We start from the raw sequence: 18,590 nt of genomic DNA on the forward strand, positions 1-18,590 counted from the left end.
GCTTAAAGCGGCCGCCATCCCCGGAACCTGGCGGCAAGCTCCCGTCTAACCAGAAACGGTTGGAGGACTTTGCCCATGGATCTGAACTGGCAACAGCAACTTGCCGAAAGCGCGCTGTGGCTCGCGCAGGCGTTCGGCATCAGCGCCGTCGCCCTGGCGCTGGCCGCGATGGCGCTGGCGCGCACCACGGACTGGGGCCGCAAGTTCTGGCGGTTGGCCTGGCCTTACCTCGATCCGCGCCGCAGCCTGCGGCCCTTGCTGACCGTGGCGCTGCTGCTGTTGCTGGCCATGTTCGCGGTGCGCATGACCGTGCTGTTTTCGTTCTGGTACAACGGCTTCTACAGCGCGCTGCAGGCGCTGGACCAGTCGGCGTTCTGGCGCTTTCTGGGCATATTCTCGGTGCTGGCCTGCGTGCACGTGGCGCGCACGCTGGTCGACAGCTACGCCGGCCAGGCCTTCGACATCCGCTGGCGCGTCTGGCTCAACGAGCGCCTGACGCGCGACTGGCTGGGCGCCGGCGCGTATTACCGCGGCCATTTCCTGGATGCGCCGGTGGACAACCCCGACCAGCGCATCGAACAGGACATCGCCATGTTCGTCACCGGCTCGCGCACGCTGGCGATCGGCGCGCTGAGCGCGGTGGTGTCGCTGGTGGCGTTCACCGCCATCCTGTGGAACCTGTCGGGCGCACTCACGGTGGCCGGCGTGGAGATCCCGCGCGCCATGGTGTTCATGGTGTATCTCTACGTGATCGTGGCCACGCTGTTCGCCTTCAGGATCGGGCGGCCGCTGATCCGGCTGAACTTCCTGTCCGAACGCCTCACCGCGAATTTCCGCTATGCGCTGGTGCGCCTGCGCGAGAACGCCGAGAACGTCGCGTTCTACCAGGGCGAGGAAGTGGAGCGCGCCACGCTCTGGACGCGGTTCACGGCCTACGTCGCCAACCTGTGGGCGCGGGTGTACCGGGGCCTGAAGTTCGACGGCTTCAACCTGTCGGTCAGCCAGGTGGCCGTGGTGTTTCCCTTCATTCTGCAGGCGCCGCGTTTTTTCAGCGGCGCCATCAAGCTGGGCGACGTGATCCAGACCTCGCAGGCCTTCGGGCAGGTGCAGGATGCGCTGTCGTTCTTCCGCACCTCCTACGACACCTTCGCGCAATACCGCGCCACGCTGGACCGCCTCAATGGCTTCCTGGACGCCAACCAGGCCGCCCGCGCGCTGCCCGCCGTGCGGACCGAGACGCTGCCCGACGGGCTGGATATCGAGCGCCTGCAGCTGCGCCGGCCCGACGGGGTCGCGCTGCTGCGCGACCTGGACCTGCGGCTGCGGCCGGGCCAGGCCCTGCTGATCAAGGGGCCGTCGGGCAGCGGCAAGACCACCTTGCTGCGCGCGCTGGCGGGCCTGTGGCCATACGCCGAAGGCACGGTAAGACGGCCGCAGGGCGCGAACGCGCTGTTCCTGTCGCAGCGGCCTTACCTGCCGCTGGGCGACCTGCGCGGCGCGGTGGCCTATCCCGGCCTGGCGCAGCCGGAGGACGATGCGCGCCTGGCCGATGCGCTGCGCCAGGTGAACCTGGGGCATCTGGCCGGACGGCTCGACGAAGTGGCGGACTGGGCGCGCACGCTGTCCATCGGCGAGCAGCAGCGCGTGGCGTTCGCGCGCGTGCTGTTCAACCAGCCCGCCATCGTGTTCCTGGACGAGGCCACGTCGGCCACCGACGAAGGCCTGGAGCACGCGCTGTACGGCCTTCTGCGCGGCGCGCTGCCGGACTGCATGCTGGTCAGCGTGGGCCATCGCAGCACGCTGGACGCCTTCCATACGCACAGGCTGGCGCTGGACGGCGCGGGCGGCTGGCGCATGGAACGCATCGAGGCGCGGGCGCGGCAGCCGGAGCCGGACCGCGCCGCGGCCTGAGCGGCGGGCGTCAGGTGCCCACGCGCAGAGGACCGGTCAGCTTGCGCAGCGCGGCCACCACGCTTTGCGCGGTGATGCGGCCGGTCTTGGGATTGGCCGAGGGAATGTTCTGGATTTCCATCGAGAACGAGGCCGAGTCGGATACGACCTCGACGCGGTGGACGTTGCGGTCCAGCGAGGGATCGGCCCAGATTTCCAGGGTGGTCTTGTCGGGACCGATGCCGGCCAGCGACACGCTGACCGCCACGTTCAGGTTGGCGGGAAAGCCCACAGCCGCTTCGCGCGGCGATCCGCGGAAAATCAGGCGCGGTTCGGCGATGTCCGCGATGTCGATGTTGTTGTCCGTCAGGTAAGGCGCGCCCAGCAGGCCGCGGACCGGCTTGCGCGTGATCATGGTGACGGAATGGATGACGCCTTCGGCCGCGGCGGTGATGGCGTCCAGGCCCAGGATGGCGCCCGACGGCACCACGATCTGGCCGTGATGGGCGCGGGCCAGTTCGATCAGATCGTCGTTGCGCAGCAGGGCGCCGGAGCTGAGCACGACCAGCTTCTTGCCGGCGCGCAGCACCGGCTCGGCGATGTCGCGGAACACGGCGGCGGGCGCGCATTCCACCACTACGTCGCAATGCTCGTGCAGCGCGCCGATGGTGGTGAAGACGGGAGCGCCGCCGCTCCAGGCGTATGCCGGCGGGGCCTGCGGGTCGCGCACGGCGACGGCGGCCAGGGCCAGGCCGGGCAGCCCGGCGTCCAGGGATTGCGCCACGGCCTGGCCGATGGCGCCGAAGCCGGCGATGCCGACGCGGTAAGGGTTCATGGGATGGTCGCAGGGTAAGAGGTGAGGCCACTGTATCGACGGGCCGCGCCTGCGTCAATGCGGCCGCGGCTACACTGGGCGCCACAACCGCAGGAGCATCGCCATGCGCATACTTCCCGAGACGCCCCGCGACCGCGAGGCCATCTACGCCCTGACGCAGGACGCGTTCAAAGACCATCCCCACAGCCAGCACACCGAAGGCCGCATCATCGACGCGCTGCGCGAGGCCGGCGCGCTGACGCTGTCGCTGGCGGCGTGGGACGGCGACGAGATGGTGGGCCACGTCGCGTTCTCGCCGGTGGCGGTGAGCGACGGTTCGCGCGACTGGTACGGCCTGGGGCCGCTGGCCGTGCGGCCGGACCGGCAGCGCCGCGGCGTGGGCGCGGCGCTGCTGCAGGAAGGCCTGGCCAGGCTGCGGGCGCAGGGCGCGGCCGGCTGCGTGGTGCTGGGCGAGCCGGACTACTACGGCCGCTTCGGCTTCGTCGCGACGCCGGGGCTGACGTATCCGGGCGTGCCGCCCGAGTACTTCATGGCGCTGGCCTTCACGCGTCCCGCGCAAGGCGAAGTCGCCTACCACGCGGCGTTCTACGTCTAGCGCCGTATCCCGTAGATGGCCCGTTTACCGGGCGTAGGATGGGTGCAGCGCGAGATTCCTTGCGCAAGAACGCAATCATCGAACGCGCGAAACCCATCAGGCGGCGAAAGCCGCCGCCTTTCGTCGCAAGCGCAGCCGGCTCGCGCCGGCCGATGGGTTTCGCGCGTTACGCGTTCGTGTTCTTGCCCGGAACGTGCCGCGCTGCACCCATCCTACGTTCGTGACCGCATCGTAGGATGGGTGCAGCGCGAGATTCCTTGAGCAAGGACCCAATCATCGAACGCGCGAAACCCATCAGGCGGCGAAAGCCGCCCGGCGTTCCACATTCAGCCGCCTTTCTGCGCCTCGGCCATGTAGTCCACCGCCAGGTTCGACAGCGCCCGCACGCCGTTGAGCAGGCCCGACTCGTCGACGTAGAAGCGCGGCGAGTGGTTGGGCGCGGCCTTGTCCACGTCCGTGCCCTTGGGCGTCACGCCCAGATAGAAGAACATGCCCGGCACCTTTTCCTGATAGAACGAAAAGTCCTCCGACGCCGTGGATTTGGGTTGCAGGCCGTAGTTGCCTTCGCCCGCGACGCGGCGCAGGGTCGGGCCCATCTTCTCGGTCAGCGCCGGATTGTTCACGGTGGCGTTGTACAGCTCGACCACGCGCACGTCCGCCTTGGCGCCCGCGCTTTGCGCGATCATGTCGGCGGTGCGCGCGATGCGCTGGTGGATGTCCTTCTTCATGCCCTCGTCGTAGGTGCGGATGGTGCCGGTCATGGCGAGGCTTTCGGGCACGATGTTCATGCGGTTGCCGCCGTGGATCGCGCCCACGGTGATGACGGCCGGCTCCAGCATGCTGTTGATCTGGCGGCTGGGAATGGTCTGCAGGCCCAGGATGATCTGCGAGCCGACCACGATGGGGTCGATGCCCGACCACGGCCGCGCGCCGTGCGTCTGCTTGCCGGTGACGTCGATCCAGAACTGGTCGGCCGCCGCCATGGCCGGGCCGCTGCGCCACGACAGTTTGCCCGACGGATAGGCGCTGGACACGTGCAGCCCGAAGATGGCGTCGACCTTGGGATTTTCCAGCACGCCTTCCTGCACCATCATCTTGGCGCCCCAGACCTTCTTGCCGTCGGGCTCGAATTCGGCCGGGCTTTCCTCGGCCGGCTGGAAGATGAACTTGACGCTGCCGGGCAGCTCGTCCTTCATGCCGGCCAGCACTTCGGCGGTGGCCATCAGGATGGCGGTATGGGCGTCGTGGCCGCAGGCGTGCATGACGTCCACTTCCTTGCCCAGGAACGTGCCCTTGGCCTTGGATGCGAACGGCAGATCCACCTGTTCCTTCACCGGCAGCGCGTCCATGTCGGCGCGCAGCGCCACCACCGGGCCGGGCTTGCCGCCCTTGAGCAGGGCGACCACGCCGGTGCCCGCGACGCCCGTCTTCACTTCCATGCCGAGCGCGCGCAGATGGTCGGCGACCAGCTTGGAAGTGCGCTGTTCCTGGTTGCCCAGTTCGGGGTGCTGGTGGATGTCGCGCCGCCACGCGATGAGCTTGTCTTCGATGGCCTTGGCGCGCTGGTCGATCTGCGCGGCCAGCGCCGGCGCGGGCGCCGGGACCGGCGGGCCCTGGGTGCCGGGCGCGCTCTGCGCGGCTGCCGGGCCGGCCATGAGCAGTTGTGCGGCCAGCGCCAGCGGCGCCAGGCGGAACACGGCTTTGGAATACGCCATGTCTGTTCTCCTCGTGGTTGTTAACCTGTTATTGGTCGAGGATCTTACCGGAGCGCCGCAGCGTCGTCGCGTCTGGTTACGGATGCTTAAAAACAGGCCGTTTTGATTCCGGCGAGTGGAATTTCGGGCGCCGGAATCCCGCTTCAGGCGGCGCGCAGCAGGCGGCGCGAACCGCGCGCCAGAAGCGCGAGCAACAGCGCCGCCAGCAGCGCGGCGCCGCCGGCGGCGGACATGGCGGCGTGGAAGCCGCCGGTCAGCGCGTCGCCGAACAGGGCGGCCGCATCCGCGGGCTGCGCCGGCATGACGTGGCGCGTGACGGCGGCGTGCGCGGCGATCTCTGCCCCGGGCACCCCACGGCGCGCCAGCGCGGCCGCCAGCGCGTCGATCGCGCGCGCGCTCATGAGCGCGCCCAGCAGCGCGATGCCTATGGTCATGCCGGTCTGGCGCAGCGCGTTCATGGTGGCCGAGGCCATGCCGGAACGTTCGCGCGGCACGCTGGCCATCACCGCCATGCTGGTCGAGGGCACGGCCAGCCCCGTGCCCAGCCCCAGCAGCACCAGCAGCGACCCGGTGACGGCGTAGGGCGTGCCCGCCTGCAGCAGCGTCATGCCCAGCATGGCCGCGCCGATGAACACGTAGCCGGCGACCATCAGCCGCGGCAGGCCGAAGCGCTGGTTGAGCCGGCCGAACACGATGGAGACCAGCCCCGCCGCGGCGAACTGCGGCGCCAGCTGCCAGCCGGCCGCCAGCGGCGACAGGCCCTGCACGTGCTGCAGATACAGCGAGAAGAAGAACAGGCTGCTGTAGGCCGAGAAACCCAGCACGAAGGACGCGACATTGGTGATGGCGAAGGCGGGGTCGCGAAACAGCCCCAGCGGCAGGATGGGCCGGGCGACGCGGTGCTCGACCCACAGAAAGGCCAGCAGCCCGGCTGCGGCCAGCGCCAGCGCGCCCGCGGCCTGCGGCGCGGCCCAGCCGTGTTCGCCGGCGGCGATCAGGCCGTAGGTCAGCGCGCCCAGCCACAGCACGCTCAGCGCCTGGCCGGCGGGATCGAAGGCGGCATGTTCGGGATGGGCGCTTTCGGCGATGCTCCAGGCGCCCAGCGCGACGGCCAGCGCGCCCACCGGCAGATTGATGAGGAAGATGCTTTGCCAGTCGAAGTGCGCCACCAGCACGCCGCCCAGCATGGGGCCGACGATGAGCGACACCGCGTTGCACGAGGCCCAGACGCCGATGGCCTGCGCGCGTTCCCTGGGGTCGGGGAACGCCTGCGTCAGCAGCGACAGCGCGCCCGGGATCAGAAGCGCCCCGGCCACGCCCTGCACGGCGCGGCCGATCAGCAGCGCCGTGAGGTTCTGCGCCATGCCGCAAAGCGCCGAGCCGGCCGTGAACAGCAGCACGCCCGCCAGCCACGAACGCTTGCGGCCGTAGCGGTCGCCCAGCGGCCCGGCCGACAGCATGAAGGCGGACAGGAACAGGGCGTAGGCGTCCACCACCCATTGCAGGCCGGCCATGTCGATGCGCAGCGCGGCCTGCATGGTGGGCAGCGCCACGTTGACGATGCTGATGTCGAGGATGGTGATGAAGCTGCCCAGGTTGACGGCCAGGACGAGCGCGCGGCGGCGTGCGGGATGCATGGAGGAAGCGGGAGTGGGAGTCGGGCCATTCTATATTTCACCCGCGTCCCGCTCCGTGATGCCCGCGCCCGGCCGCGGGTTATTGCAGCTTGATGCCCAGCTCCTTGATGAGCGGCTCCATCTCGGCCCGGTCCGAATCTATGGTGGCGGCCAGCGCCTGCGGCGTGCTGCCGATGGGGATCATGCCCAGCGTTTCCATCTGCTCCTTCATCTCGGGTTCCTGCAGGACGCCGGACACCGCCCGCTGGATCAGCGCCACGCGGTCGGCGGGCGTGCCGGCCGGCGCCATCAGGCCGATCCACGGCTGCGGCGCGTAGCCCTTCATGCCCGACTCTTCCAGCGTCGGCGTGCCAGGCAGGCCGGCGAAGCGCTGCGGACTGGTGATGGCCAGCGCGCGCAGGCGGCCGCCGTCGATCAGGCCCTTGGCGCTGGAAGGCGCGTCCAGGGCCACGTCGAGCTGGCCGCCGATCAGGTCGTTCTGGGTCTTGCCGAACGAGGAAGAGGGCACGTACAGGGCCTTGATGCCGGCGCGGCGCGCGGTCTGCTCCCAGACCAGGTGGAACGCCGTGCCGATGGAAGACGAGCCCAGGCTCAGGCTGCGGGCCTTGCTGGCGCGCACGAAATCCTCCCAGGTCTTGAGCGGGCTGTCCGTGGGCACGACGAAGATGAACGGCGTGCGCGCCACCAGCGAGATCGGCTGCAGGTCTTTCTGCGGATCGAAAGGCAGGCTGTCGACCGCGAACGGCACGATGGTGACCGACGAGGCCACCACCATGCCCAGCGTATAGCCGTCGGGCGCGGACTTGGCCAGCGCATTGGTGCTGATGATGCCGGAGGCGCCCGGCCGGTTTTCCACCACCACGGGCTGTCCCCAGGCGGCGCCCAGCTTGCCGGCCAGCACGCGCAGCATGACGTCCACCGGCCCGCCCGGCGGGTTGGACACGAAGATCTTCACCGGCTTGTCCGGATAGGCGGCCGAGGCGGCCACGGGCAGCGCGAGCGCCAGCGCCAGCATGGTTTGCTTGAACATGGATTCCCCTTGTTTGATTGATGTGGATTGCGTGCGGCTCAGGCCAGCGCCTGCAGATGCGGGGCCGCCGGCCAGTCGGGCGCTTCGCCGCGGATGAAGGCGATCCAGGCCGCCTGCGTGCGGCGCGCCAGCGACTCGGCCTGCGCCGGCGGCAGGCCGGCCAGCATGGGCGCGGCGGCGAAAGCCTGCCGGGTGTCGAACACGAAAGGCAGTTCGATGCAGTGGCAGGCGCCGAAGCGCGCCGTGGGCGCCACGTCGAAGCGGGCCAGCCAGGCCTGGCGGCCCTGGGCGACGGCGTCCTGCGCCCATAGGCGCGAGGGCGCGCCGAACAGCGCGTCGCCCAGTTTCTTGCCGGCCGCATCCGTTGCGTGTCCGGGGAAGGCGGCCATTTCGTCGCGCGTGTAGCTGACCAGCACGTCGGCGCGGGCGGCGGCGCGCCGCAGCGCCGGCGCGATCTCCAGCGGCAGCGTATCGCCGTCGACCACCGGGCCGAACAGGCTGCGGCTGCTGTCTTCGGCGCGCAGGGCCGCCATCACTTCGGGCGCCTGCTGCGCGGCCAGCAGCGCGGCCACCGGCAGCGCGCGCGCCGCTTCCAGGGAGTCGGCGCCGGCGGCGCGCAGAAACGCCTGGCCCAGGACCTCGGCCTGCTGCGCGCTGCGAAAACCGCGGCCCAGCGCGGCGCTTTGCAGGATGGCGCGCGAGAAGCGAGGCTTGCGCGTCAGCATGGCGCAGATCGAGGAAGCGCCGGCCGACTGCCCCATGAGCGTGAGCCGCTGCGGGTCGCCGCCCAGGGCCTCGATATTCTCCAGCACCCAGTCAATGGCGGCTTCCTGGTCCAGCAGGCCCACGTTGGCGGTCTGGCCCGGCACGTACAGCCAACCCAGCGCGGCCAGCCGGTAATTGACCGCCACCACGACCACGTCGCCGCGCTGCGCCAGCAGCGACCCGTCGTACCAGTCGAGCGCGCCGCCGCCGCTTTGCCAGGCGCCGCCGTGCAGCCACACCACCACGGGACGCCGCTTGCCGTCGGCCGCGGGGGTCCACACGGTGAGGTGCAGGCAGTCTTCCGATTGGGGGGCGTCGAAGTCGCCCATGGCCTCGCGCAGGCGCGAGGGCAGCTGCGGCGCGACCGCGCCGCGTCCGGTGGCGTCCAGATCGCCGCGCCACGCCGGCGGCTGCGGCGGCGCGAAGCGCAGCGGACCCACCGGGGCGTGCGCATAAGGAATGGCGCCATAGCGGCAAACGCCGCCCGCGCGTACGCCGGTCAGCGTGCCCGCCCGCAGGGCCGCCTGAACGGTTTGACTCATATCCTGCCTCCTTGGTCCGTCGATCGGCCGCGGCGGATGCCGGGGCCGCCGGACTATGGTAGGGAGGAAAGGGCCGGACCGGACATTCCGGTTTTGAAAGAAGCCATGCGAAACGGGAATGGCCGGCTGCGCCTACCCGGCGATGCGCGCGTCCAGGCTGTTGTCGGCCAGCGCCTGGGCCTGCCCGCGGGTCATGCCCAGGTGTTCGTACAGGGCGTGGAAGTTCTCGTTCACGTAGCCGCCGAAGTAGGCGGGATCGTCGGAATTCACCGTCACCTTCACGCCCGCGTCCAGCAGCGACAGGATGTTGTGATGGCGCATGTGCTCGAACACGCGCAGGCGGATGTTCGACAGCGGGCAGACGGTCAGCGGGATCTGCTCGTCGATCAGGCGGGCGATCAGCCTGGGGTCTTCGGCGGCGCGCACGCCGTGGTCGATGCGCCGCACCTTGAGCAGGTCCAGCGCCTCCCAGATGTATTCGGGCGGGCCTTCCTCGCCGGCATGGGCCACGGCGGGCAGGCCTTCGGCGCGCGCGCGGTCGAACACGCGCTGGAACAGGCGCGGCGGGAATCCTTTTTCGCTGCTGTCCAGGCCCACGGCGATGAAGGCGTCGCGGTAGGGCAGCGCGGCTTCCAGCGTCTGCATGGCCTGCGCTTCGGGCAGGTGGCGCAGAAAGCTCAGGATCAGCCCGCTGCTGACGCCGAGCTGCCTGCGGCCGTCTTCGAGCGCCTGCCCGATACCTTCCAGCACCGCTTCCAGCGGCACGCCGCGGTCGGTGTGGGTCTGGGGATCGAAGAAAGGTTCGGTGTGGACCACGTTCTGCTCGCGGCACTTCAGCAGATAGGCCCAGGTCAGGTCATAGAAGTCCTGCGCGGTGCGCAGCACGTCCGCGCCCAGGTAATAGAGGTCCAGGAATTCCTGGAGATTGCCGTAGTCGTATGCGCCGCGCAGGGATTCGACGTCGGGCCAGGGCAGGGCCACGCCGTTGCGCGCGGCCAGAAGGAACAGCAGCTCGGGTTCGAGCGAGCCTTCCAGGTGCAGGTGCAGTTCCGCCTTGGGCAGTGCGTTGAGCCATTCGTGCATGATGTCCGGGTCCAGAGGTTCAGGCCGCCAGCGCGATGCCGTCGGCGGCGATGGCGAGTTCGAGCTGCGCGGCGAACGCGCGCGCCTGCCGCGTGCTGGGCCGGTCGCGGCGCCAGATGGCGGCCAGCGGCGACTTGCGCAGCGCCGGGCGGGCCGGCAGCACCACCAGTTCGCCGCGCGCCTGGCGCACGGCCGCCACGCTGCCGGGCAGCATCCACAGATATTGGCCTTCCAGCAGCATCTCGCGGCCGAATTCCAGCGACAGGACGCCGATCATATCCGGTATCGGCAGCCCAGCCTGGCGCAGCGACAGTTCCAGTTCGCCGCGGATGCGGCTGCCGGGCAGGGCGGCGATCCAGGGATAGGCCACGCAGTCGGCCAGCGTGGCCTCGGGCGCGCCGGCCAGCGGATGGTCGGCGGCGCAGGCCAGCACGATGGGGTCGTTGAGCAGGTTGATGGAGCGGTAGATCTGCGGATTGACCGCCGACGAGAAACGGCTGATCAGCACGTCGATGGCGCCGGCGTCCAGGTCTTCGATCAGCCGCTCGTGCGTGCCGATTTCTATGCTGAGCGTGATGCGCGGACAGGCCACGCGAAACGCCCGCGCCGCCTCGGCCATGGGCCAGCTGGCGAACATCGAAAAGCAGCCGACGGTCAGGCTGCCCTCGTCGCCGCGCGACACGGCGGCGAGGTCGGTCTCGGCCTTGCGCAGGCCGGTGAGCAGCTGGCGGGCGTGGCGGCACATGGCCACGCCCAGCGCGGTGCAGGTGGTGCCCTTGGCGGTGCGCTCGAACAGCCGCGCGCCCACCAGTTCCTCGATCTCGGCGATGGCGCGCGACAGGGCCGATTGCGTGCTGTGCAATTGCGCGGCCGCCTTGGACAGGTTGCCCAATTCGGCGACGGTCAGCACGATTTCCAGGTGCCGGATGCGTAGCTTGCCTCGGAAGGGTGTCATGGCGCGGACAGGGTGGCGATGGGGCGATTATTCTCCGTCGCCGCAGGCTTGGCAACGCGCCCGGCGTTCGATGGACAGGCCCGGATCGCGGTACGATCCGGGCTGACTTCGAATTTTCAGGATTGCCATGCGCCAGCGTTCCATTCGCTTTCGGATCGATACCTTTGCCCGTGTGCTGAGCGCCGCGGCGTTCGCGGCCGCGGCCGCCGGCGCCGCGCACGCCCAGTCGCCGTCCTCGGCCACCGGCTCGCGCGCGCAGCCGGCGGCGCCGGCCCAGCCGCTGCCCGCGCTGACGCCCAAGCGCAGCTTCGACGACGCGCCCGCGCCGGCCGCGCCCGCAGCCGCGCCGGCCGCAACCACGCCGGCCGCAACCACGCCGGCCGCCGCCGCGCCCGCCACCGCCGTGGCGAACCCCGCCGCCGCCGCGCCCGCCGCGCCGCAGGTCATCGTTCCGACCGAACTGGACACCAAGGCCTGCATCGCCAAACTGCGCAAGGGGGCCGCCGCCAACGGGCTGACCGTGGCGGACTGGGACAAGTACACCGCCAACGCCAAGCTGCTGCCCACCACCGTGGCCTCGGCCAAGGGCCAGCCCGAAGGCCGCGAAGCCTGGTGGGACTACATCGCCAAGACGGTGGACGACGAGCGCGTCAAGGACGGCCAGGCGGTGCTGTCCAAGTACGGCGCGCAGCTCGCCGCCATCGGCCAGCAGTACCAGGTGGACCCGGCCACGCTGGTCGCCATCTTCGGCATCGAGACCAACTACGGCCGCCAGGTCGGCAAGACCGACGTGCTCAACGCCTGGCTGACGCGCGCCTGCACCGAGAACAAATCGCTGTGGGAGAAGAACGCCTACGCCTCGGTGCGGCTGCTGCGCGACGGCACCGTGCAGCCCGACAGCTTCGTCGGCTCCTGGAGCGGCGCTTTCGGCATGACGCAGTTCATCCCGACCTCGTTCTACGAACTGGCCGCCGACGGCGACGGCGACGGCAAGATCGATCTGTACAACTCGCTGCCCGACGCGCTGGCCTCCACCGCCAACCATTTGCGCAAGCGCCGCGCCAAATGGACGCACGGCCTGCCGGCCGTGGTCGAGGTGCGCGTGCCCGCCGAGGTCGCGGCCGCCATTGCGCCCGAGCCCGACGCCGAGTACGTGGGGTCGCAGGACCGCCGCAGCATCGCGCAGTGGGCGCAGGCCGGCGTGAAGCAGAGCGACGGCTCGGCGCTCAAGCTGGCCGCCGGCAACGACCAGCAGGCCTATTTGTTCGCGCCCACCGGCGCCCGTGGCCCGGTGTTCCTGGCCACCGTGAATTTCGACGCCATCCTGCACTACAACCAGTCGCGCCGCTACGGCCTGGCGGTGTCGCTGCTGCTCAACCGCCTGCAAGGCGGCCCGGCCCTGGCCGCGGCCTGGCCGACCGACGATCCGGGCCTGTCGCGCGCGCAGATCAAGGAGCTGCAGGAAATGCTGTACGGCCTGGGCTACGAAGTGGGCGTGGCCGACGGTATTCCGGGCGCCAAGACGCGCGACGCCGTGCGCGAGGAACAGGCCCGGCGCAACCTGCCGCAGGACGGCCGGGTCGGCAAGCGCATTTACGACGCGATCAAGGAAACCTGGCCGCCCGTCGCGATCCGCACGCGTCCTCAGTAAGGTCCGGGCGGCGGCGTTAACATCTCTGTATGAGCACCAAACCTGTTTTCGACGACGATCCGCCGCCCGTGCCGCCCGAGCCGCCCGCGCCCGAAGAATGCTGCAACAGCGGCTGCATACCCTGTGTCTATGACGTCTACAACGAAGCCATGGACAACTACCGCGAAGCGCTCAAGGCCTGGCGCGCCAGGCATGAGGAAAAATCGGCGAGGTGAGGGGGGAGGGTGGATGCGGCGGCTTTCGCCGCCTGATGGGTTTCGCGCGTTCGATGATTGAGTGCTGGTTCAAGGAATCTCGCGCTGCACCCATCCTACGCCAGTTTCATATGGATGATGGGAAACGGCCGGCCCGAATCGTCATGGTCTGAACGGCCGACGTCTTCGAAACCGTAGTGCTTGTAGAAGCCGTGAGCCTGCGGGTTCTGTTCGTTCACGTCCACCAGCAGGGTGCCGTGCAGCGAACGCGCGAAATTCAGCAGCCGGCGGCCGGCGCCCTTGCCACGCTTGTTGGCGTCGACGAACAGCATTTCGACCTTGTTGCCGTTCAGGCCCATGAAGCCGGCAACCTCGCCGGTGTCGTCCTCGCAAACCCATACCCGCACGGACGGCAGGTAGGTGTTGAGCACCTGCGGGTACATGGCCTGGATCTCTTTTTCCGTCAGGAACGTATGCGTGGCGCGCACCGAACGAAGCCAGATGTCCACCAGGGCCAGATCGTCGCCGTGATTGCGTTCTCGGATATTCATTTCTTATTGATTGAGAGTCGGGTGCCGTTGCGGTCCTTGGCCGCGAGCGGCGCGTAGCCGCTAAAGTCCTGCGCGGTAAAGGCCGGTGGCCGCCAGGACGGTTTCCATTTGTACAGTATGCGCGAAAACATAGCGCTCGCCATAGACGGTTTCATCCGGAAACTCCGAAATCAAGGTCAGCGGGACCGCTTCGCGGTCGCTTTCCTCGATCTGCACGGGGATGCCGTGATGCAGGTCGAAACCGGTTTCGACCGCGTGCGCCTGAAAACGTTCAAGCTGCCGGGCATTGAACTCGACCAGGCCGGCTACGTCGCGGGCGAGCCGCGCCGTCACGCCCGCGACCAGGCGGCGGGCGCGGTCGCCCCAGCCCGGATGGTGGCGCATGACCAGGAAAAATCCCTTGGGGATGGTCCAGCGCTCGAAATGGCGCGGCAGGTAGCCCGATAGCGGACGGGTCCATTCGTGGGCCGGATAGCCGTGCAGGTTGATGTGCAGCTGCGCGCCGCTGATGGCCAGCGCCAGGTGCCGGCCCTCGCGCTCGAAGAACGGGGCGTTCTCGCGGTGCGCGATGTCGTCGCCCAGCGCGCTGTAGCGCGAGGCGTGCAGCATGTGGCGCGGATGCCGTTCGCGCAGGCGGTTGAAAAGCGCATAGCCATCGGGATTTTCGGCGGCGATCAGCGCGAAATGCGGGTCGCCGGCGGCCGCCAGCGCCTGCGCGGCGCGCAGGGCGCCGACGACGCCCGAGGTCTCGTTGGCGTGCTGCGCGCCCGAAATGAAGACGGCCGGCCCCGGGCCGCGCAGATAGGTTCCCAGCACCGGGCGGCCTTCGCGCGAGACGGCCTGGAAGGCGTCGCCGCCCAGGTCGGCCATGCAGCCGGCGATCTGCGCGGCCGACAGCGGCTCGCGCATCTGCGCCAGCGGCATGGCGGGGGCGGCGGGAACCAGCGGCGCGAGCGCGGCGAAAGGTTCCAGCGTCATGCGCACGCGCGCCGCGCCGTCGTTGCGGCGGATGTCGGGAACGATCTGGCCGGGCTGCAGGCCGCGGTCGCCGGCCGGGCGCCCGGAGTGCCGCTGGAAGAATTCCAGCAGCGAAAAATACAAGTCTTCGTGCAGCGCCTCGAAAGTGCTGACGATTTCTTCGTCCACCGGCAGCGCGTACTCGATGCCGGGCAGGTCCACGCGGATCTCCAGGCGTTCGAAAAAGGGTTCGTGCGCGCCCCAGGAACGGGCGCGGACCGTATCCACGATGCTGCGGAACACCTGCTGGTATTCGGTGAGATGCGCGGCGTCGGTATGCAGCGCGCCTTCGGCGTCGCGCACCCGCAGCCAGCCCGTGGGCGACAGTTCGGGCGTGCCGTCGGGGGCGTGCCCGAGCTGGTTCGGCGCGTAGACGCGCTGTTCGATCACGCTGCCGTCGGCATAGCCCAGCGCCACGTCGTAGTGCAGGTCATCCGCGCCCGCTTCCAGCGTGACGCGCACCCCGTCGAGCAGGCCGACCAGCGGATAGGCCTCCAGCGCGAAGCGCCTGGCGTGCGCGTGTTCGTGCACGGGATAGCACACGCGGGCCGAAACCAGCCCGGCGCGTTCGACCTCTTCCAGGAAAAAATGCAGCAGCGGTTTGTAGGCGCTGCGAAAACGGGCGGCGACCCCGGCCTGCGCCAGGCGGGCCTGGGCCGCGAGCCGCGCCTGCGGCCCCTCGAACAGCCAGCCTTCCACCGTCGCGCCGCGCCAGGCCGGCGCCATGTAGGCGTGGGTCCAGGCGTCCAGCGTGCGGTCGAATGTTTTTTCCAGCAAAGGCATCTTTCAAAATCCTTAAAACCTGTGACGGTTCACCCTTTCGGGTCGAGGCGGTCGCGCAGCCAGTCGCCCAGCAGATTCAGGCCCAGCACCGTCAGCATGATGGCCAGTCCGGGAAACACGCTGACCCACCAGGCCGTCTGCATGTAGGTCCGGCCGTCGGCAAGCATACCGCCCCAGCTGGGAATCATGGGGTCCACCCCCAGCCCGAGAAACGTCAGGCTGCTTTCGAGCAGGATATTGTTGGCCACGTTCAGCGTCATCAGGATGACCAGCGGGCCCAGCACGTTGGGCACGATGTGATGCCGCATCATGGCCGGGTCGCGCACGCCGAAGGCGCGCGCGGCCTGCACGAACTCCCGCTCCCGCAGCGTCAGCACCTGCGCCCGCACCACGCGCGCGTACTGCACCCATTGCGACGCGATCATGAAGACGATGACGTTGGACAGGCCGCCGCCCAGGATCGCGATGAACGTGATGGCCACCAGGATGAACGGCAGCGCCAGCTGCACGTCGGCGCAACGCATCACGATCACGTCCCAGAATCCGCGGTAGAAGCCCGCGACCAGGCCCATGACGCTGCCCAGCAGCGCGCCGCCGAGCACCGATGCGAACCCCACCAGCAGCGAGATTCTACCGCCGACGATGACGCGCGCCAGCACGTCGCGGCCCAGCGGGTCGGTGCCCAGCGGATGCGCGGCGGTGACGGCCGGCGCGGTCAGGCGGGCCGTCAGGTCCATGGCCGCGCCGCCGTCCGGGAACAGCCAGCCCGAGGCCAGCACCAGCGCCGCCATCCCGCCGGTCAGCAGCACGCCCAGCGCCAGCTCCAGCGAAAGGCGCAGGCGCGGCCTGGCGCCCTCGGCGGCGGCGGGGGTGGACAGGGTCTGCATGCGGGATGGACGCGCGGGATCAGCGCGCGCGGATGCGAGGGTCGACCAGGCCGTAGGCAATGTCGACGACCAGGTTGACCAGCACGATGAGGGCGGCCAGCACCGTGACCGCGCCCTGCAGCACCGGATAGTCGCGGCCGGCCACGGCGTCGAAGGCCAGGGTGCCCATGCCGGGCCAGTTGAAGACCATTTCGATGACCACGATGCCGCCGATCAGCCCGCCGAACTGCAGGCCCAGATAGGTGATGAGCGGAATCGCGCAGTTGCGCAGCGCGTGCTTGTACAGCACCACGCGTTCCTTCAGCCCCTTGCTGCGCGCCACCATGATGTATTGGGCCGACAGCGTGTCCAGCATGGTGGTGCGCACCAGCCGGATATTGGTAGCGCTGAGGATGATGGCCATGGTCAGGGCGGGCATCACCAGGCTGGCCGGGCCGCTCCAGCCGGACGGCGGCAACAGCGGAAACGTGATGGAAAGCAGCAGCACCAGCATCAGCGCCAGCCAGAAATTGGGAAAGGACAAGCCCACCAGCGACAGGATGCGGATGGCCTGGTCGGCGGCCCGCCCGCGCCTGACCGCGGCCTGGATGCCCAGCGGCAGCGAGATCAGGATGGATGCGGCGAGCGAGGCGCAGGCCAGCATCAGCGTGGCCGGCAGCGCCTCGCCGATCAGCCTGGCCACCGGCGTACCGCCCAGGAAGCTGCGCCCGAAGTCGCCGCGCAGCAGCCCCTGCATGTAGGACAGGTATTGCTCGTGGAACGGGCGGTTCAGGCCCAGCGCCTGGCGGATGTTGGCCAGGTCCTCTTCGGTGACGCCGCCCGCGCCTTCGCTCAGCATCAGCGCTGGATCGCCAGTCATGCGCACCGCGTACGAGACCAGCAGCGTCACCGCGATGATGACGAACACCGCCTGCAACACCCGCTGGACAATGAATCCGGTCATGGGATCAGTCCACGGCGGTTTCCAGGAAGCGGAAGCGGATGTCGCCGGGCAGCTCCAGGTTCCTGACCCGCTTGTTCACGCCCACGATGGTGTTCAGGCTGTACAGCGGCAGGTCCAGCGCCTGGTCGGCGACGTAGCCGGCGATCTCCTGCAGCATGGCTTCGCGGCGCTTGCGATCATAGACGGTGCGTTGCGCCTCCAGCATGGCGTTGAGCTTGGGATCGTCGTCGAACGGGTTCCATTTCTGGCCCGAGTGATACATCAGATAGGCGGTGTTGTCGTAGTCGTAGGTCCAGCCGCCCCACTGGCTTTGCCACATTTCGCCGGCCTTGCCGTTGGGAATGATGTCGTTGAGCAGCGCGCTGGCTTCGTGCGGCTTGATCGTGGCGCGCACGCCCACCGCCTGCAGGTAGCCGGCGACGGCCTGCGCCACTTCGCGGAAGTTCGAGGTGTTGCCGCGCACGTCGATCCGCACGGCGGCGCCCGGCTTCACGCCCGCCGCGGCCAGCAGCTTCCTGGCGCCCTCGGGATCGAAGGGCAGGGGCTTTTGCTCGGGGTTGTAGCCGAACGACAAGGGCCCCTGGAAACTGGCGATGGTCCGGGCCTGGCCCAGCAACAGCAGCTTGACGATGGCGTCGCGGTCCACGGCCATGGTCAGCGCGCGGCGCACGTCGCGGTCGCGGGTGATGCCGTTTCTGGTGTTGAAGCGCAGCGCGTGCACCACCGGGCCGGGCGTGGAGATGACGTCAGCCTTGCTCGATCCCTTGACGGTGTCGATCAGGCCCAGCGGAATGAGCGTGGCGATGTCGATGCGCCCGGCCTGCAGTTCGGCCACCTGGGTGCCGGGTTCGCCGATGAACCGGTAGATCACCTGGTCCAGCCTGGGCTTGCCGCCCCAGTAGTCATCGTTGCGCGCGAGCGTGATGCTGACCTTGGGCCGGTAGCCGGCGAACTTGAACGGGCCGGTGCCCACCGGGTTGGCGTTGAAGTGCTCTTCGCCTTTTTCCTTGATGTAGCGCGGCGGCACGATCATGGCGCCATAGCCGGCCAGCTTGGTCAGCAGGATGGGGTCCGGCCGCTTCAGCACGAAGTCGACGGTGTGCTCGTCAACGACCCGGACTTCGCCGATCGAGTCGTAGTTGGATTTCTGCGGGCCTTTCAGGCCCTCGGCGCCCAGCAGGCGTTCGAAGCTGAACTTCACGGCCTTGGCGTCGAAGGGTTCGCCGTTATGGAACTTGACGCCGGTGCGCAGCTTGAAGCGCAGGCGCTGGTTGTCGTCCAGGAATTCCCAGCTGGTGGCCAGGCCCGGCTGCAGCGTCAGGTCGGCGCCGCGCATCGTCAGGCCGTCATACAGATTGCCGCCCACCGAGCCCCAGGCCGTCAGGAAGGTGTCGATGGGGTCCCAGCTGCCCGGGTCCAGGCTGATCGCGACGTTCAGCGTGCCGGCGGCCTGCGCGCCGCCCAGCGCCAGGGCCAGCGCGGCGGCGAAGCAGGGTTTGCGTAGGAATCGCATGGTT

General features: G+C 69.3%; 16 protein-coding genes. 4 read left to right on the plus strand and 12 right to left on the minus strand.

Annotation, left to right across the window (positions count from 1 at the left end):
* Nucleotides 1-75: 75 nt before the first annotated feature.
* Nucleotides 76-1,911 carry an ABC transporter ATP-binding protein/permease gene (locus AC1IQ6_RS10120; RefSeq protein WP_485866257.1) on the plus strand — a complete coding sequence of 612 codons (1,836 nt, stop codon included), beginning with the start codon at nt 76-78 and terminating at the stop codon, nt 1,909-1,911.
* Nucleotides 1,912-1,921: 10 nt separating this feature from the next.
* Here AC1IQ6_RS10120 and AC1IQ6_RS10125 read toward each other — a convergent pair whose 3' ends face one another.
* On the minus strand, nt 1,922-2,725 hold the full coding sequence (locus tag AC1IQ6_RS10125; protein WP_111824718.1) for an aspartate dehydrogenase: 804 nt from the start codon (nt 2,723-2,725) through the stop codon (nt 1,922-1,924).
* Between the two features lie 103 nt (nt 2,726-2,828).
* On the opposite strand from AC1IQ6_RS10125, the gene AC1IQ6_RS10130 reads away from it, so the two are divergent.
* Complete coding sequence (locus AC1IQ6_RS10130) at nt 2,829-3,320, plus strand: GNAT family N-acetyltransferase (RefSeq protein ID WP_111824719.1); 492 nt, start codon at nt 2,829-2,831, stop codon at nt 3,318-3,320.
* Between the two features lie 326 nt (nt 3,321-3,646).
* Here AC1IQ6_RS10130 and AC1IQ6_RS10135 read toward each other — a convergent pair whose 3' ends face one another.
* From AC1IQ6_RS10135 to AC1IQ6_RS10160, 6 genes are all read right to left on the minus strand, one after another.
* The gene (locus AC1IQ6_RS10135; RefSeq protein ID WP_111824720.1) at nt 3,647-5,035 is read right to left on the minus strand and encodes an amidohydrolase; all 1,389 of its coding nucleotides are present in this window, start codon (nt 5,033-5,035) and stop codon (nt 3,647-3,649) included.
* Nucleotides 5,036-5,178: 143 nt separating this feature from the next.
* The gene (locus tag AC1IQ6_RS10140; RefSeq protein WP_102772280.1) at nt 5,179-6,672 is read right to left on the minus strand and encodes an MFS transporter; all 1,494 of its coding nucleotides are present in this window, start codon (nt 6,670-6,672) and stop codon (nt 5,179-5,181) included.
* A gap of 79 nt (nt 6,673-6,751) precedes the next feature.
* A complete protein-coding gene (locus AC1IQ6_RS10145) occupies nt 6,752-7,702 on the minus strand; it encodes a Bug family tripartite tricarboxylate transporter substrate binding protein (RefSeq protein ID WP_485866258.1) in 951 nt (316 codons plus the stop codon).
* Between the two features lie 38 nt (nt 7,703-7,740).
* Entirely contained in the window at nt 7,741-9,009 is a 1,269-nt protein-coding gene (locus tag AC1IQ6_RS10150) for a carboxylesterase family protein (RefSeq protein ID WP_485866259.1), read from the minus strand.
* 132 nt (nt 9,010-9,141) lie between these two features.
* Nucleotides 9,142-10,092: an adenosine deaminase gene (locus tag AC1IQ6_RS10155; protein WP_111824722.1), complete on the minus strand. Its 951-nt coding sequence runs from the start codon at nt 10,090-10,092 to the stop codon at nt 9,142-9,144.
* A gap of 19 nt (nt 10,093-10,111) precedes the next feature.
* Nucleotides 10,112-11,047, minus strand: coding sequence for a LysR family transcriptional regulator (locus AC1IQ6_RS10160; RefSeq protein WP_111824723.1), 936 nt, complete (start codon nt 11,045-11,047; stop codon nt 10,112-10,114).
* A gap of 127 nt (nt 11,048-11,174) precedes the next feature.
* Between AC1IQ6_RS10160 and AC1IQ6_RS10165 the strand changes: the two genes are divergently transcribed.
* Nucleotides 11,175-12,698 carry a lytic murein transglycosylase gene (locus AC1IQ6_RS10165; protein WP_485866260.1) on the plus strand — a complete coding sequence of 508 codons (1,524 nt, stop codon included), beginning with the start codon at nt 11,175-11,177 and terminating at the stop codon, nt 12,696-12,698.
* Between the two features lie 29 nt (nt 12,699-12,727).
* Complete coding sequence (locus AC1IQ6_RS10170; protein ID WP_485866261.1) at nt 12,728-12,913, plus strand: oxidoreductase-like domain-containing protein; 186 nt, start codon at nt 12,728-12,730, stop codon at nt 12,911-12,913.
* Nucleotides 12,914-13,008: 95 nt separating this feature from the next.
* On the opposite strand, the gene AC1IQ6_RS10175 is transcribed toward AC1IQ6_RS10170, so the two are convergent.
* Genes AC1IQ6_RS10175 through AC1IQ6_RS10195 form a run of 5 tightly spaced genes read right to left on the minus strand, consistent with a single transcriptional unit; the run spans nt 13,009 to nt 18,586 of the window.
* Nucleotides 13,009-13,443, minus strand: coding sequence for an acetyltransferase (locus tag AC1IQ6_RS10175; protein WP_102772274.1), 435 nt, complete (start codon nt 13,441-13,443; stop codon nt 13,009-13,011).
* A 60-nt stretch (nt 13,444-13,503) separates the two neighbouring features.
* Complete coding sequence (locus tag AC1IQ6_RS10180; protein ID WP_485866262.1) at nt 13,504-15,243, minus strand: M14 family metallopeptidase; 1,740 nt, start codon at nt 15,241-15,243, stop codon at nt 13,504-13,506.
* 29 nt (nt 15,244-15,272) lie between these two features.
* Complete coding sequence (locus tag AC1IQ6_RS10185; RefSeq protein ID WP_102772272.1) at nt 15,273-16,130, minus strand: ABC transporter permease; 858 nt, start codon at nt 16,128-16,130, stop codon at nt 15,273-15,275.
* Between the two features lie 19 nt (nt 16,131-16,149).
* Entirely contained in the window at nt 16,150-17,073 is a 924-nt protein-coding gene (locus tag AC1IQ6_RS10190; RefSeq protein WP_209165257.1) for an ABC transporter permease, read from the minus strand.
* A 4-nt stretch (nt 17,074-17,077) separates the two neighbouring features.
* Nucleotides 17,078-18,586 carry an ABC transporter substrate-binding protein gene (locus tag AC1IQ6_RS10195; protein WP_485866263.1) on the minus strand — a complete coding sequence of 503 codons (1,509 nt, stop codon included), beginning with the start codon at nt 18,584-18,586 and terminating at the stop codon, nt 17,078-17,080.
* Between the last annotated feature and the right edge of the window lie 4 nt (nt 18,587-18,590).

This window comes from Achromobacter sp. MUI-25009338, from assembly GCF_057359325.1.